Raw genomic sequence first — 15,416 nt, 5'->3', positions numbered from 1 at the left:
ATTTAGCCGATGCGCTGGGCGGCGCGTGCCTCGATATAGCCCTTGCGCGCTTTGTTGACCTCTTCGCGTGGGCTGACCTCGGGCACCGCGACATCCCACCAGTGGCCGCCGGCCTCAGTAGTGATCAAGGGATCGGTGTCGATGACGAAGACCGAGGTACGGTCGTTCTTCTTCGAACTGGCAATCGCCTGCTCCAGCTCCGCGATCGAGCCGACCTTGACGGCGATGGCCCCCATGCTTTCGGCATGCGCGCGGAAATCAATCTCCGGCATCACCTCGTGATAGGAGTCCTTGAGCAGATTGTTGAAGTTTGCGCCGCCGGTTCCCATCTGCAGCCGGTTGATGCAGCCATAGCCGCGATTGTCGAGCACGACGATGTTGAGCTTGAGGCCGAGCATCACCGAGGTTGCGATCTCGGAATTCATCATCATGTAGGAGCCGTCGCCGACCATGACGACGACATCCCGTTCGGGACGCGCCATCTTGGCGCCGAGGCCGCCGGCGATCTCGTAACCCATGCAGGAAAAGCCGTATTCCATGTGATAGCTGCCGGGTGCCGTCGCCGGCCAGAGCTTGTGCAATTCGCCGGGCAAGCCGCCGGCGGCGCAAAGCAGCGTCGTATTGTCGCCGCCGATCGTGCGCACCACTGCGCCGATCACCTGCGCATCGGAGGGCAGGGCGGCATTGGTCGTCGCCATGGCCTTCGCCGCAGCTTCCATCCAGACTCTCTTTTCCGCAGCCGCCTTCTCGGTCAGCGCCGCCGGCGCCTTCCAGCCGGAAAGGCCCGCCGAAAGCGCCTTCAGCCCTTCGCGGGCATCGGCGACGACAGGATGGCTGTCATGTTTCACCGCGTCGTAGGCGGCGATATTGAGCCCGATCATCTTGAGGCTGTCGTTCTTGAACAACGCCCAGGAGCCGGTGGTGAAATCCTGGCAGCGTGTGCCGACGGCGATGACGAGGTCCGTCTCTTCGGCGATCGCATTCGCTGCCGATGTGCCGGTGACGCCGACCGAGCCGAGCGCCAGCGGCAGAGTTTCGTCGATCGAGGATTTGCCGGCCTGGGTGACGACGACGGGAATGGCATGGGCCTCGGCAAAGGCGGCAAGCTCCTTCGTCGCCTGTGAATAGAGCACGCCGCCGCCTGCGACGATCACAGGCTTCTGCGATGCCTTGATCAGCGCGATGGCATTGGTGAGCTCGTCTGCATCCGGTTGCGGCCGGCGGGTCGTCCAGACCTTTTCCTCAAACAGGCTTTCCGGATAATCGAAGGCTTCGGCCTGAACATCCTGGCAGAGCGACAAGGTCACCGGACCGCAATCCAGTGGATCGGTCAGCACCTGCATGGCACGCTTCAGCGCCGAGATGATCTGCTCCGGCCGGGTGATGCGGTCGAAATAGCGCGAAACCGGGCGGAAGGCGTCATTGGCCGAAACAGTGCCGTCACCGAAATCCTCGATCTGCTGCAGCACCGGATCCGGCGCGCGGTTGGCGAAAACGTCGCCCGGCAGGAAAAGAACGGGAATGCGGTTGACATGTGCGACACCGGCGGCCGTCACCATGTTCAGCGCGCCGGGACCGATCGAGGTCGTGCAGGCCATGAAGCGCGTGCGGAAATTCGCCTTGGCATAGGCGATCGCGGCATGCGCCATGCCCTGTTCGTTGTGGGCGCGATAGGTCGTCAATTCCCCGCGCACCTGATAAAGCGCCTCGCCTATGCCGGCGACGTTGCCGTGACCGAAGATCGCCCAGACGCCGCCAAAGATCGGCACCTTTTTGCCGTCGACAACCGTCATCTGCTTTTTAAGGAAATGCGCGACGGCCTGCGCCATCGTCAACCGAATCGTCTTGCCCATCGGGGTCTCCCGGAGTTTTAACTCTTTATCTTTTTCCCTCCCCAACCCCTCCCCACAAGGGGAGGGGCTAACCTGTTCGCCTCTCTGCGTTCCCGCCGCAACGTTTCATCCAAAGGATGTTCGATGATGGCGTGAGGCGGCGCCTCAAGTTAAGTCCCTCCCCTTGTGGGGAGGGGTTGGGGAGGGGTTTAATTCTATTGCTACTGAAGCCCGCGTGTCTTCAGCCACGCCTCTGTCAGTTGCCGGAAGCGGCCGGCCATGTCGGCAATCGCCTCCTCGTCGTTCATGGCGCCCGAAAGCCAGGCGCGCGCCGCATCGGCAAAGATCGTCCGGCCGACGGCGAAGCCCTTCACCGAAGGAGCCGCCAGCGTCGCCTCGAAGCAGGAGATCAGTTCCTCGGCGGGCGCCTCGAGGCCCAGGAGCACGATACCGCGGCACCATGGATCATTTTTGGCAATCACCGCGTCGATCTTCTTCCAGGCTTCGCCGGAGGCTTGCGGCTCCAGCTTCCACCAGTCCGGCTTGATGCCGAGCGCATAAAGTTCTTCCAGCGCGGTCGCGATCGTATCGTCGGTAAGCGGTCCGTTCTTGCCGGCGATGATCTCGACCAGCAGCTCGCGGCCGACCTTGCGTGCGGCTTCGAACAGCGTGCGCAGCTTCTCTTGCTGCTCGCTCTTCAATTCGGCCGGGTCGTCGGGATGATAGAAGCACAGGCATTTGATGCAATGGCCGAGCGGCCATTCGACAAGCTGCGAACCGATATCCTGGCTGAATTCGAAGCGCAGCGGCTTGGAACCCGGCAATTCCACCGGCCGGCCGATCCAGGAGAAATTCTTCGTCGCCGCATCGAAAAAGGCATCGCGGCCGAAGCGTTCGTCGATCAGCATGCCGTAACCGTCGCGGCCGTTCGAAACGCGCGCCGCCGCTTCGACTGCCAGCCGCTTGAAGGCGACGATTTTCTCGTGGCCGACGCCGACTTCATCGGCGACGCTGACGAGTTGCGAGCGGTGATCGATCGCCAGCGCCATCAGCAGCGGGATGTCGCCACGCCGGGTGGATGCCCAATGAATATGGTTGATCGCCTCGTCCTTGCGCAGCGCCCGATGTTTGCTGCCGGTTTTCAGGAAGAAGTCGAGCTCCGCCCAGGTCGGATATTCCGGCGAGCAGAGCAGCCGGGAGACGGCGAAAGCCCCACAGGCATTGGCCCAGGTGGCGCAGGTCTTCAGCGGTTCGTCGCGCAGGAAGCCACGGAGGAAACCGGACATGAAGGCATCACCGGCGCCTAGCACGTTGAACACCTCGATCGGGAAACCCTGGCCGACAATGCCGGCTTCGAGGTCGTCGGCGATCGGCCCCTCATAGACGATGCAGCCCATGGCGCCGCGCTTCAGCACGATCGTCGCCGGCGTCAGGCGGCGGATTTCCTTCAGCGCGCCGAGCACGTCGTCGGCGCCGGAAGCGATCAGGATTTCCTCTTCAGTGCCGACGATGAGATCGCAATCGGGCAGCGTCTCCTTCATCTTCGAGGAGACGCGGTCGGACTTCACGTAGCGCTCGAAGCCTTCGGCATGGCCGGCAAGGCCCCAGAGGTTCGGCCGGTAGTCGATGTCGAAGATTACTTTGCGGCCGTTCTCCTTGGCGATGCGGATCGCCTTGCGCTGCGCGGCCTCGGTATTCGGCCGCGAGAAATGCGTGCCGGATACGAGAACGGCGCGTGACGACTTGATGAAATTTTCGTCGATATCGCCTTCCTCAAGCGCCATGTCGGCGCAGTCGGAACGATAGAAGATCATCGGCGATACGCCCTCAGCCTCGACCGCAAGCAGCACGAGCGCCGTCAGCCGTTCCTTGTCGGTAACGATGCCGTCCGTCGCGACCCCTTCGCGCGCCGCCTGCTCGCGGATGAAGCGTCCCATCTGCTCGTCGCCGACGCGGGTGATGAGGCCGGATTTGAGGCCGAGCCGCGCCGTGCCGATGGCGATATTGGACGGGCAGCCGCCGACGGATTTGGCAAAGGAGGCGATATCCTCCAGCCGCGAGCCGATCTGCTGACCATAAAGATCGACCGAGGAGCGGCCGATGGTGATTACATCAAGCGCCGGCTCCGGCTGTAAACCCGGATTCGATTGTACCATGATGTCCTCCCGCTAGATTTTGCGCGGCTTCCAGTGCCTGCGAATTACAATAATGAAACATTGGTTCCGATATTTTGTCAATTCGGAATGTTTATTCCATTTTCGCTTTTCCCGCTTTTGCGTGCTGTCGCTTGCGCCGCCGCTCGGCGATGGCGACCGGCAGCGCCATGGTGAGCGCCATCGAGGCCGACAGGGAGCGGAAGCCGGCGAAATCGGCCTCCGCCACCTCGAACCAATGGGTGGCGCAGGCGGCAAGCGGCGAGAAGGCCGAGTCGGTGATCGCGATAATGGGGACGCCGCGGTCGGCAAGCTCCTGGCTCTGGCTGAGGCTGTCGGCCGCATAAGGCGAAAAGCTTGCCGCGATCGCCGCATCCTTCGGCGTTGCGAACTGCACCATCTCAGGATCGACGCCGTTCGGCGAGGCGACGATCTGGTGGCGGATGTTGAGCTTGGAAAAAGCGTAGGTCATATGCGCCGTCAGCGGATAGGAGCGTCGTTTGGCGATCAGATAGATCGTTTCGGCGGCGGCCAGGATATCCACCGCTTTCGTGAACGTATCGCTCTGCACGGTCGCCGCCAGCCGGTTGACCGACTGGCTTGCCGCGGCAATGAAGCCGGAGAGCAGGTTCGCGTCCTCGTCGTCGCCGCTCGCCTGCTCCAGAGTGACGAGCCGTTCTTCGTAACTCAGTGTCCGGTCGCGCAGCCTTTCGCGGAAGATGCTCTGGAGATCGGAAAAGCCTTCATAACCCAGATGGTGTGCCAGGCGCACCAGGGTCGAGGGCTGGACGTCGGAGGCAGCGGCGATGCTCGCCGTCGTGCCGAAGGCGATTTCGTCGGGATTGCCCAGCGCGAAGGCAGCGACCTGCGCCAGCCGCTTCGGCATGCTCGCCTTGCGCTCGATGATGGTGCTGCGCAGGCTTTCGAAATCGCGCGGCACACGTGCGTGCCTCTGGGGGTCATTATCCATGCTTGCGGCTCACGGGATGAAACAAATATTCCATATTATTGAGCATAAACGATTTCAAACGGCACGCCTAATTGTTTTTAATCGCCTGTAATTCAAGGCTTTTAAACAGGTTTGGCAGGGGATGATACGGAAATGCCGGTGAACGGTCTCTTGCCAAAATGATCCAAATATTCCAAAAATCCGCGCGCAGTCCTGGAGGAGACGGAAATGAAGCCACTTGGCATCGGCTTGATCGGCACGGGTTATATGGGCAAGTGCCATGCGCTGGCGTGGAATGCGGTGAAGACCGTGTTCGGCGATGTCGAGCGTCCGCGACTCGTGCATCTGGCTGAAGCCAATGCCGGGCTTGCTGAGGCGCGCGCCTCCGAATTCGGCTTCGAGAAGGCAACCGCCGACTGGCGGGCGCTGATCGCCGACCCGGAGGTCGACGTCGTTTCCGTCACCACACCCAATCAGTTCCACGCCGAGATGGCGATTGCAGCCCTCGAAGCCGGCAAGCATGTCTGGTGCGAAAAGCCGATGGCGCCGGCCTATGCCGATGCCGAGCGCATGCTGGAAACGGCTGAACGATCGGGCAAGGTGGCCGCCCTCGGCTATAATTACATCCAGAATCCGGTCATGCGACATATCAAGACGCTTTTGGGTGAGGGCGCCATCGGCACGGTCAACCATATCCGCGTCGAAATGGACGAGGATTTCATGGCCGATGCTGACGTCTTTTTCTATTGGAAGAGCGAGCTTGCCGCCGGCTATGGTGCGCTCGACGATTTCGCCGTGCACCCGCTGTCGTTGCTCTGGTTTCTATTCGGCCACGTCGAGGCCGTCATTACAGATATGGTTAAGCCCTATGCCGACCGTCCGCTCAACGGGGGTGGCCGCCGTGCCGTCGAAAATCACGACGCTGCCAACGTGCTGATGCGGCTTGGCGGCGGCATCTCCGCTGTGCTGATGGCGAATCGCGCCGCGTGGGGCCGCAAGGGCCGCATCGCCCTGCAGATTTACGGCTCGAAAGGCTCGATCGTCTACGATCAGGAGCGTATGAATGAATTCGAACTCTACCAGGCCGACGGGCGTGGCTCCGAACAGGGTTTTCGCAAGATACTGGCGGCACCTTCCCATCGGCCGTATGATCGGTTCATTCCGGCGCCCGGCCACGGCCTCGGCTTTAATGATCTCAAGATCATCGAATGCCGCGAGCTGATCCGGGCAATATCGGGTGAACCGTCGTCGATCGTGACATTTAAAGACGGTCTCAGGATAGAGAAGTCGGTGCATGCCATGGCACAGTCCTTCCACGAGCGTCGTTGGATCGAAATCGGCTGAAGGTAAGAAGCCGCTTTCCGTTGACGGCGCTCCGGGCAGGGGATAGGCCTTGACGTGATTGTCGGGCGCAGTTTCGGGAGTGAAATCGTGACGGATAGATTGGTGATTATCGGCGCGGGGCAAGCCGGTTTCGCATTGGCGGCCAAGCTGCGAGCATTGAAGGATACGCGCCCGATCACTCTCATCGGTGCCGAGGATGTAGCGCCCTATCAGCGCCCGCCGCTTTCGAAGAAATATCTGCTCGGCGAAATGAGCTTCGACCGCCTGCTGTTTCGCGATCAGCACTGGTATGGCGACAATGACGTCGACCTTCGCCTTTCCACTTGGGTCGAGGAGATCAAGCCGGACAGCAAGCAGGTTCTGCTGCAGGACGGCTCCGTTCTCGACTACGGCACGCTGGCGCTGGCCACCGGCTCGACGCCGCGCCGGCTGCCGGCCGCAATCGGCGGCGATCTCGAAGGCGTCTATGTCGCCCGCGACAAGCGCGACGCCGACATGCTCGCCGACGAGATGCGGCCCGGCCGTCGCGTCCTGATCATCGGCGGCGGTTATATCGGCCTGGAGGCGGCGGCCGTTGCCCGCCATCTCGGCCTCGAAGTCACCGTCATTGAGATGGCCGACCGCATCCTGCAGCGCGTTGCGGCGAAGGAGACGGCCGACATCATGCGCGCGATCCACGAGGGCCACGACGTGGTGATCCGTGAGAAAACCGGGCTCAAGCACCTGATCGGCAAGGACGGCCGCGTCGCTGGTGCGGCGCTTTCCGACGGATCGACTATCGACGTCGATTTTGTCGTCGTCGGCATCGGCGTCGTGCCGAACGATCAGCTTGCCAAGGAAGCCGGCCTCGAAGTCGCCAACGGCATCATCGTCGACGAATTCGCCCGCACCTCCGATTCGGCGATTTTTGCGGCCGGCGATTGCGCGGCCCTTCCCTGGCAGGGCGGGCGCATCCGGCTCGAATCGGTGCAGAACGCTGTCGACCAGGCCGAAGCGGCGGCCGCCGTCATCGCCGGCGGCAACGAGCCTTATGATCCCAAGCCGTGGTTCTGGTCCGACCAGTACGACGTCAAGCTGCAGATCGCCGGCTTCAATCTCGGTTATGACGATACGTTGCTGCGCCCCGGCGCCCGCGAAGGCGCCCATTCCGTCTGGTACTTCAAGGAAAGCCGGCTGATCGCAGTCGACGCGATCAACGATGCCAAAGCCTATGTGACCGGCAAGAAACTGCTGGAATCCGGAATTAACCCCGACCGATCGATTCTCGCCGACCCCTCCGCCGATCTCAAGAGCCTGCTCGCCTGAGCCGAGAGGCGATGCCGCAAGGAAAGAGCCCTTTGCCTGACACAGAGGGCGCGGCCCTCTGCTGAAAGGGCCTGATTGCAATGGTTAGGTTAACCTTTGGTCGCGCGTCATTTTGCGATCCGAGGGGCTGCGAATCGGAACCGTTTCGTCTCGCTTTCCCCGAGCGCCTGGGGGGCAGAGCGTGGTCTCGTATTGAAGAGACGCGTGATCGAATTATGCAGATCACGGGCAGGCAGCAATGCCCCCATTGCCCAACCTGGTCGAAATGCCGGCCGCTGCATTTCTTCTGATGAAAACTCAAAAAACCCTTGCATTCACAGACCGGTCACCATAGTTAGGCCGCACCGGAGAGGTGGCCGAGTGGTCGAAGGCGCTCCCCTGCTAAGGGAGTATACGTCAAAAGCGTATCGTGGGTTCGAATCCCATCTTCTCCGCCATTTCGATTTTCGCAGCATGTCATGTCTTACCTCCGGCGGGAATCACGGTCGCTTGGTCGGCGATGCTTCAGTCGCGGTGGAGAAATCTCTTTCCTTCGAAGAGAGAGAATCGCCGGCAGGAATTACGTCCCGCGCTCCTGTCCTCGGCCACCTGCGAAAGCGAATCGGTGACCGGGCGGTTACGCTTCTGGCGATCCGGATGTCTCCCGCAACGATCAGATTTCGTCAGAAGAACGTCACAAATGTGTCGGAAGACGCATGTCCAGCGCCTTGTCGATCTCGCCTAAGCTGCCGCAAAATCAGGCTTTTCTTAACAAAGAATAAAGGAAATCGAGGCCGGTTGCCAGACTTGTGTCCTTTCAGCAACAGAATGTGGGGAAGGCTCCCTCAAACCCCCTGTTGAAGCAAGTTGGTGATTGCGTGACGGCCGCCGTCTTGTATTTTCACCCTCGGAAGCAAGGGCGACGGATCGTCCACTTCTTGAAACACGGGAATGGGGCAGGGAACGCTGCTCAGCGAAAGATCCCAAACCCGATCGAAACTTTGAATTGGAGGTCATTTATGAACATCAAGAGCCTTCTTCTCGGCTCCGCTGCTGCTCTGGCAGTAGTTTCCGGTGCTCAGGCTGCTGACGCTATCGTTGCTGCCGAGCCGGAACCGGTTGAATATGTTCGCGTCTGCGACGCTTACGGCACCGGCTACTTCTACATCCCGGGCACCGAAACCTGCCTCAAGATCGAAGGCTACATCCGTTTCCAGGTTGACGTTGGTGATCAGCCGCTCAACGGCTCGCTCAGCAACGATTCGGATTGGGATGCCCGTACACGCGGCCAGGTTCAGTTCACGGCCAAGAGCGACACCGAGTACGGTCCGCTGACCGGCGTTATCGTCATGCAGTTCAATGCTGACAACGCTTCGGATCAGGATGCCATCCTCGACTCCGCTTACCTCGACGTCGCGGGCTTCCGCGCCGGTCTCTTCTACAGCTGGTGGGACGACGGCCTCTCCGGCGAAACCGATGACATCGGTTCGATCGTAACGCTGCACAACTCCCTCCGCTATCAGTATGAAAGCGGCACCTTCTACGCTGGTATCAGCGTCGACGAACTGGAAGACGGCTTCTATAAGTCCGGCGAAGGCCCGAACAACGTTGGCGTTGCCTTCGGCATTGGTGGCACCGCTGGCGCGTTCAGCTACCAGGTCACCGGCGGCTGGGACTTCGACAATGAAGACGGCGCTGTCCGTGCAATGGGTACGGTTGAAATCGGTCCCGGTACGCTCGGCCTCGCTGCCGTATACTCCTCCGGCCCGAACTCCTACTACTCCGCAGCTGAATGGGCTGTCGCTGCCGAATACGCAATCAAGGCAACCGACAAGCTCAAGATCACTCCTGGCGTCCAGTACTACGGTGACTACTACGCTTCCGGCGACGACTTCAGCAATGACGACGCTTGGAAGGTTGGTCTGACGGTTGATTACCAGATCGTCGACAACTTCTACGCCAAGGCTTCGGTTCAGTACCTCGATCCGGACAACGGCGACGACTCGACGTCTGGCTACTTCCGCCTGCAGCGTTCGTTCTAATCTGATCTGACTTCGGTCAATCAGGAAAGCCCGGCTCTCGAGCCGGGCTTTTTGTATCTGCACGAATTGCGTGGAGGCAGCTGGCGCATCGGCCCGAAAATCGGAGCCGGTTTCGGAAAGCACGCCGGCTTGCAAGGTTGTGGCTCCTTCGCGTGTCTCAAAAGACGCGCGGCTGCAGCTGAACGGTCAGCTATCGGCAGCTGGCGAGGAAATCTCCAATTGCTGCAGGGATATTGCCTAGATGGAGGAGGGGCGCATGTCCTTGTCCCTGAGCAGCATGCAGGATCAGGCTCGGATGCCGCCGGACCATTTCCGCGACCGTCTCCTTTGAGAGCAGAGCGGTATTTTCGCCGCGGATCAGCATCAGCGGCAAACGGCTCAGGCTTTCGAATTGCTCCCAGAGGTCGGGCAGCGGCTGGCTGAAATCGACCGATCGCAGCGCCTCGGCGATTGCCGGATCGAAGTCGGCGACCGGTCTTCCGTCGGTGTCGCGGTAAAGCGCAAGCGCCATCTCGCGCCAGTCTTCCCCTGCAAGCTCGGTAAACGAGGCGCCGTGATTCTGCTGCAGTATATCGGCCGCCTCTTTCCAATCGGCTGGCTTCCTCCCGCTGTTCAAGTAGTCGCGAATGAGTGCCAGCCCTCCGGTCTCGATTGCCGGGCCGATGTCGTTCAGGATGACGGCTTCGAGAAGATCCGGCCGTGTAGCCGCGATCAGATGCAGGATCAGTCCGCCACGCGATGTGCCGATGAAAACCGCCCGCTCGATGCCGAATGCCGCGCAGGCGGCAATAATGTCGCGGGTCTCAACGGCGAGAGTGTAATTAGTTTTGTCCTCATCCCATGCGGAATTTCCGCGCCCCCGCGAATCGAGCGCGATCACCCGACGTGGACCCGTCTCGTCGCGGCAAAGACGCAGCGCAAGCGGGTGAAAATCCCGGCTATTGCGGGTGAGGCCGGGCAGGCAGATCACCGGCAGCCGTCCGGTGGCTGCCGCCCCGTCCGGCCGGTAGTCGCGGGCATAAAGCGTCAGCCCATCGGCAGAAGAATAATATCGTTCCTGGAAACCGCCTGCATCCATGTCCGCCATCGCATCCTTCAAGGCTATCTGAACCCGAAGATGTAGCCTGCTTTTCAAGCCGCGCCAAACGGCTTCAGGAGGCGCTGCGTCCGCCGATCAGATCGCGCTCGATATCCGTCGGCTGGCCGAGGCGAGCTTTGTAAACTTCGTAATTCTCCATAACCCGCTGCACGTAGTTGCGCGTCTCGGGGAAGGGGATGCGCTCGATCCAGTCGACGATCTCGTCGATCGGCCTGCCGCGCGGGTCGCCGTAGCGGCCGATCCATTCCGGCACCCGCTTCGGCCCGGCATTATAGGCGACGAAGGTGAGAATATAGGAGCCGCCGAAGGCCTCGATCTGCTCGCCGAGATAATGCGCGCCGAGCGTCGCATTATAGCCGGCATCGGCCGTCAGCTTGTCCTTCGAAAACGTGATGTTGTGGCGCTTGGCCACCGCCTGGGCCGTGCCGGGCAGAAGCTGCAGCAGACCGCGCGCATTTGCTGCCGAAACGGCGGCCGGGTTGAAGGCACTTTCCTGCCGGGCGATGGCATAGGCGAGCGCCTTGCCGGAGCCTGATATATTGGCATTCGCCGGGATCACCCCGACGGGAAAGGCAAGCGCTGCGACGTCAATGCCGCGGCCATAGGCGATTTTGCCGATCTGCAGCGACAGATGGTGATTGCCAGATTGCTCGGCCTGTGCTGCGAGGATAGCCAGTTCCCCCGGGCTCTGCAGCTGGTCGGCAAGCGCGAGATAGAGAATGTCGGCGCGCCAGCCGTGACCTGCCGCCTCGAGACGGGTGATCGCCTGCACGGCTTCGCGCGCCTGAAGGTGCTGGCGGTCGGCCGTGCTCGGCGCCGGATAGGTGACATTGAGCGTCTTCCGTCCCAACTTTTCGGCCGCGAGCTGCCCATAGAAGGTGCCGGGAAAATTCGCGGCCTTGCCGTAAAATTCGCCTGAATTGCCGGGGCCGCCGGCCTCGGCTGCCCGCCCGAGCCAATACCAGGCACGCGACACCGAGATCGGTCCGTTCGACGTCGCCAGAATCTTGCGGAAATGTCTTTCCGCCGTTGTCGGGTCCTGCAGGCCGCGAAGCGCATACCATCCAGCGTGGAACTCGGCCTCGACGATATCAGTCGGGCTGGTTGCCGCGGAGTTTGCGACGATACGATAGGCCGGTTTGAACTGTCCCTGGTCGACGAGGCCGCGGCTGACGATCCGCTGCTCGTTCCACCATTCGCCGGAATTGACGAGTTCGCCAGCTTCGCGCGGCATCTTCTCCAGCAGGGCTGCCGCCTCGGCATATTTGTCCTGCTTGCGCAGATATTCGATCTTCGCAAACAGCAGGCCGGCATCGCCTCGCCATTTCGCCTCGACGCTATTGATGAGCGCGCCGGCGTTGGCGGCTTTGGCGTCGACGGCGGCCCAGGCCTTGTAGAGCGATTGCGCCTCACCCATGTCGCCGAACCGCTTGGCCTGCGCCACCCGGCCGCGATACATCAGATAGTCCATCCGCGCCTTGTGGTCGGCCGGCATCAGCAGGGCGGAAAATTCGACGAGGATCTTGTCTTCAGCCGCCTTGTCGAGCGCCTCCGTGCGCCAGAGCTTGCGGATATATTTGGCCGCCTGCGCCTGCTTGCCTGAGGCAACCAACGCCCGCCCGAGAATGACGGTGCCCTGCATCGTCTCGGGCGCGGTGTCGCCGAAGGCGGCGAGCACGGCGGATGGGGCGGGGTTTTCATCGTAGAGCGCCCGTTCGGAATAGGCGCGCAGCCGCGAAAGGCCGGGCCATCCCTTGAGCTCCTGCGCTGCGCTGGCGATCTCATAGGAGGGAACGCCCTTCAAACCGGACATCGCGATCGCCCAGGTGAGGATATGGCGGTCGAGTGTCTCCTGCCGCATGCTGTCGCGGATCGACAGAGCCAGTTGCGGATTCTTGGCGGTAAGCGCGTCGAGGCCGGTTTTCAGATCACTGCCGATCGGCGCGACAGCCGGATTGCGTGGGATGGCGCCGGTGGTCAGCGCCTCCGGTATCGATGTCTCGGGAACGAAGCCGATCGGCTTGACGTCAGCCGCCGGAAGGTTTTCGCCGGCAAGCGGCGACGCAACGCTGCCCCACGCGGCGGCAACGAAGCCGAAGGCGGTCAGAATCAGGACAGCTTTCTTCATCCGGGATCTCGCAACGAAAACACGCCCTACCCATTTGGCTGGAGGCATCTTAACGAAACCTTACCGTACCAGGTAAAATTCATTCACATCTGCTATCGGATTTTGCCCTAAACCGAACTCTCCGCGCTTGTCGCGATGATTTCGGCGCTCTATGGTGCGCAACTCTTAGTCATGGAATGCGGCCGAAGCAAGGATTTGGTCGTGAGGAGCTTTGCATGTTCAATGGGTCCATTCCCGCCCTCGTCACCCCCTTCACCGATGCCGGATCGATCGACGAAGACAGCTTCGCCGCCCATGTCGACTGGCAGATCAAGGAAGGCAGCGGCGGTCTCGTTCCGGTCGGCACGACAGGCGAATCGCCGACGCTGTCGCATGCCGAACACAAGCGGGTCGTGGAACTGTGCATCGAAGTGGCCGCAAAACGCCTCCCCGTCATGGCCGGCGCCGGTTCGAACAACACGCGTGAGGCGATCGAGCTTGCCCAGCATGCCGAAAAGGTCGGCGCCGATGCCGTGCTTGTCGTCACGCCCTATTACAACAAGCCGACGCAGAGGGGGCTGATCGCGCATTTTTCCGCGATCGCCGAGGCGGTCGCTCTGCCGATCTATATCTACAATATCCCCGGCCGTTCGGTGGTCGACATGACGCCAGAAACGATGGGTGCGCTCGTCAAGACGCACAGGAATATCGTCGGCGTCAAGGATGCGACGGGCAAGATCGAGCGTGTCTCCGAGCAGCGTATCACCTGCGGCAAGGACTTCAGGCAATTGTCCGGCGAAGACGCCACAGCGCTCGGCTTCAACGCCCATGGCGGCGTCGGCTGCATCTCGGTAACGGCCAATGTCGCCCCGCGCCTCTGCGCCGATTTTCAGGCGGCAACGTTGGCCGGCGAATACGCCCGCGCGCTCGAATATCAGGACCGGCTGATGCCGCTGCACAAGGCGATCTTCCTTGAACCCGGTCTTTGCGGCGCCAAATACGGCCTCTCCAAGCTCGGCCGCATGAGCCGCAACGTCCGCTCGCCGCTGCTGTCGACGCTGGAGCCGGCAACCGAAGCAGCGATCGACGCCGCCATGCGCCATGCCGGGCTGCTCAACTGAGGAGACCGGCCGTCTTCACAAGGCCGGATCGTTCCTTTACATAAAGGGCAAGCAATGAGGGCGCGGCTATTCGCGCGCCTCGAAGGAAATATCGTCATGGCCCCCAAAGGCAGCCAGCGCGTGGTGAACAAGGTCGTGGCCGAAAACCGCAAGGCCCGCTTCAACTATGAGATCATCGACACCTATGAGGCAGGTCTCGTGCTGAAGGGTACGGAGGTCAAGTCTCTGCGCGAAGGCAAGGCCAATATCGCCGAATCCTACGCATCGGACGAGGACGGCGAGATCTGGCTGATCAATTCCTACCTGCCGGAATATCTGCAGGCGAACCGCTTCAACCACGAGCCGCGCCGGCGCCGCAAGCTTCTGCTGTCGGGCCGCGAAATCCATCGCCTGCGCTCAGCAGTCAACCGCGAAGGCATGACGCTGATCCCGCTGAAGATCTATTTCAACGATCGGGGACGGGCGAAGATGGAACTGGCGCTCGCCAAGGGCAAGAAGCTACATGACAAGCGTGAATCCGAGAAGGAGCGCGATTGGAACCGGCAGAAGAGCCGCTTGTTGAAGGATAATGGCTGAGCCATGATGCCGCAGCTGGTCGGCTCGCGGCGCTTTCAATCAGTCCTCGAAATCGCTGGCCGGGGCGACCTCGGCCGGACGCGGCGCCCGCTCCGACGGATCGCGACCAATCTCAGCCTTCAGAGACAAGAGGTCGATGAAATGATCGGCTTGGCGGCGCAGGTCGTCAGCGATCATCGGCGGCTGGGTCGCCATCGTCGAGATCACCGAGACCTTGCGGCCTCTGCGCTGCAGCGCCTCGACCAGGTTGGTGAAGTCGCCGTCGCCGGAGAAGATGACGAGATGGTCGACGGTTTCGGATTGCTCCATGGCGTCGATCGCAAGCTCGATGTCCATGTTGCCCTTGATCTTCCGCCGGCCCATGGAATCGGTAAACTCCTTGGCGGGTTTGGTGACGACCTTGTAGCCGTTGTAATCGAGCCAGTCGATCAGGGGACGGATCGATGAATATTCCTGATCCTCGATCAAGGCGGTATAATAGTAGGCGCGCAGGAGATAGCCGCGTTTCTGGAACGCTTTCAACAGCTTGCGGTAGTCTATGTCGAAACCGAGGCTCTTGGATGCAGCGTAGAGGTTGGCGCCGTCAATAAAGAGTGCAATTTTTTCGCGTGGGTCAAACATCGCCTTACCAATTCCTAATGAGAGAAATCGAAATTCGCAGGGTATCAAATTTCAATAAATACAATGGCTTGTTGTGATTTTTGATTTGATCCTTACTTTACCAAGTGTTCATATAAGAGAGATTTAGGGCACGATTCGTCATATTCCAAGCAACCTTCGGTGGAATTGTGACATTCTCCATGGAAATTTAGCTCAGCCACGGATAAAGACGAGGGGAGCCGGAATGAAAAACTTGTATTTGCCCGGTTTTAATTGTATCGGGCGTGCTAATCCCGAAATGACGACCGT

11 protein-coding genes and 1 tRNA gene are annotated in these 15,416 nt (G+C 60.9%); 6 read left to right on the top strand and 6 right to left on the bottom strand.

Annotation, left to right across the window (positions count from 1 at the left end; genetic code table 11):
• Positions 1 to 2 precede the first annotated feature (2 nt).
• From iolD to GGI60_RS09780, 3 genes are all read right to left on the bottom strand, one after another.
• Positions 3 to 1,853 (bottom strand): 3D-(3,5/4)-trihydroxycyclohexane-1,2-dione acylhydrolase (decyclizing), encoded by a 1,851-nt coding sequence (gene iolD, locus GGI60_RS09790; RefSeq protein ID WP_183915179.1) that lies wholly within the window; start codon positions 1,851 to 1,853, stop codon positions 3 to 5.
• Positions 1,854 to 2,053: 200 nt separating this feature from the next.
• The gene (gene iolC / locus GGI60_RS09785) at positions 2,054 to 3,988 is read right to left on the bottom strand and encodes a bifunctional 5-dehydro-2-deoxygluconokinase/5-dehydro-2-deoxyphosphogluconate aldolase (RefSeq protein ID WP_183915177.1); all 1,935 of its coding nucleotides are present in this window, start codon (positions 3,986 to 3,988) and stop codon (positions 2,054 to 2,056) included.
• Positions 3,989 to 4,079: 91 nt separating this feature from the next.
• A complete protein-coding gene (locus tag GGI60_RS09780) occupies positions 4,080 to 4,955 on the bottom strand; it encodes a MurR/RpiR family transcriptional regulator (RefSeq protein ID WP_097606347.1) in 876 nt (291 codons plus the stop codon).
• Between the two features lie 207 nt (positions 4,956 to 5,162).
• Between GGI60_RS09780 and GGI60_RS09775 the strand changes: the two genes are divergently transcribed.
• The 4 genes from GGI60_RS09775 to GGI60_RS09760 all read left to right on the top strand — a co-directional run bounded on the left by GGI60_RS09775 (position 5,163) and on the right by GGI60_RS09760 (position 9,604).
• Positions 5,163 to 6,278, top strand: a complete 1,116-nt coding sequence (locus GGI60_RS09775) for a Gfo/Idh/MocA family protein (protein ID WP_183915175.1) — start codon at positions 5,163 to 5,165, stop codon at positions 6,276 to 6,278.
• 87 nt (positions 6,279 to 6,365) lie between these two features.
• Entirely contained in the window at positions 6,366 to 7,583 is a 1,218-nt protein-coding gene (locus tag GGI60_RS09770; protein ID WP_183915173.1) for an NAD(P)/FAD-dependent oxidoreductase, read from the top strand.
• A 346-nt stretch (positions 7,584 to 7,929) separates the two neighbouring features.
• Positions 7,930 to 8,020 (top strand) — tRNA-Ser (locus GGI60_RS09765).
• 561 nt (positions 8,021 to 8,581) lie between these two features.
• Positions 8,582 to 9,604: a porin gene (locus tag GGI60_RS09760; RefSeq protein WP_183915171.1), complete on the top strand. Its 1,023-nt coding sequence runs from the start codon at positions 8,582 to 8,584 to the stop codon at positions 9,602 to 9,604.
• 190 nt (positions 9,605 to 9,794) lie between these two features.
• Here GGI60_RS09760 and GGI60_RS09755 read toward each other — a convergent pair whose 3' ends face one another.
• Positions 9,795 to 10,691 (bottom strand): alpha/beta fold hydrolase, encoded by an 897-nt coding sequence (locus GGI60_RS09755; protein ID WP_183915169.1) that lies wholly within the window; start codon positions 10,689 to 10,691, stop codon positions 9,795 to 9,797.
• Between the two features lie 64 nt (positions 10,692 to 10,755).
• On the bottom strand, positions 10,756 to 12,831 hold the full coding sequence (locus GGI60_RS09750) for a lytic transglycosylase domain-containing protein (RefSeq protein WP_183915167.1): 2,076 nt from the start codon (positions 12,829 to 12,831) through the stop codon (positions 10,756 to 10,758).
• 215 nt (positions 12,832 to 13,046) lie between these two features.
• Here GGI60_RS09750 and dapA point away from each other — a divergent pair, with 215 nt between their 5' ends.
• Entirely contained in the window at positions 13,047 to 13,931 is an 885-nt protein-coding gene (gene dapA / locus GGI60_RS09745) for a 4-hydroxy-tetrahydrodipicolinate synthase (RefSeq protein ID WP_183915165.1), read from the top strand.
• Positions 13,932 to 14,027: 96 nt separating this feature from the next.
• A complete protein-coding gene (gene smpB, locus GGI60_RS09740; protein WP_126830577.1) occupies positions 14,028 to 14,507 on the top strand; it encodes an SsrA-binding protein SmpB in 480 nt (159 codons plus the stop codon).
• Positions 14,508 to 14,546: 39 nt separating this feature from the next.
• On the opposite strand, the gene GGI60_RS09735 is transcribed toward smpB, so the two are convergent.
• Positions 14,547 to 15,128 (bottom strand): NYN domain-containing protein, encoded by a 582-nt coding sequence (locus tag GGI60_RS09735; protein WP_003546927.1) that lies wholly within the window; start codon positions 15,126 to 15,128, stop codon positions 14,547 to 14,549.
• Positions 15,129 to 15,416 lie beyond the last annotated feature (288 nt).

Origin of the sequence: Rhizobium lentis, from assembly GCF_014200175.1 — a bacterium.
GTDB lineage: Bacteria > Pseudomonadota > Alphaproteobacteria > Rhizobiales > Rhizobiaceae > Rhizobium > Rhizobium mulingense.
Note: the sequence above shows the minus strand (reverse complement) of the source record. Positions and strands in the feature narration are given on the sequence as shown.

What these genes read in the sequence shown, in the direction of transcription:
- iolD (WP_183915179.1), bottom strand. Translation starts at nt 1,853, where the DNA reads ATGGGCAAGACGATTCGGTTGACGATGGCGCAGGCCGTCGCGCATTTC.
- iolC (WP_183915177.1), bottom strand. Translation starts at nt 3,988, where the DNA reads ATGGTACAATCGAATCCGGGTTTACAGCCGGAGCCGGCGCTTGATGTA.
- GGI60_RS09780 (WP_097606347.1), bottom strand. Translation starts at nt 4,955, where the DNA reads ATGGATAATGACCCCCAGAGGCACGCACGTGTGCCGCGCGATTTCGAA.
- GGI60_RS09775 (WP_183915175.1), top strand. Translation starts at nt 5,163, where the DNA reads ATGAAGCCACTTGGCATCGGCTTGATCGGCACGGGTTATATGGGCAAG.
- GGI60_RS09760 (WP_183915171.1), top strand. Translation starts at nt 8,582, where the DNA reads ATGAACATCAAGAGCCTTCTTCTCGGCTCCGCTGCTGCTCTGGCAGTA.
- GGI60_RS09755 (WP_183915169.1), bottom strand. Translation starts at nt 10,691, where the DNA reads ATGGCGGACATGGATGCAGGCGGTTTCCAGGAACGATATTATTCTTCT.
- GGI60_RS09750 (WP_183915167.1), bottom strand. Translation starts at nt 12,831, where the DNA reads ATGAAGAAAGCTGTCCTGATTCTGACCGCCTTCGGCTTCGTTGCCGCC.
- dapA (WP_183915165.1), top strand. Translation starts at nt 13,047, where the DNA reads ATGTTCAATGGGTCCATTCCCGCCCTCGTCACCCCCTTCACCGATGCC.
- smpB (WP_126830577.1), top strand. Translation starts at nt 14,028, where the DNA reads ATGGCCCCCAAAGGCAGCCAGCGCGTGGTGAACAAGGTCGTGGCCGAA.
- GGI60_RS09735 (WP_003546927.1), bottom strand. Translation starts at nt 15,128, where the DNA reads ATGTTTGACCCACGCGAAAAAATTGCACTCTTTATTGACGGCGCCAAC.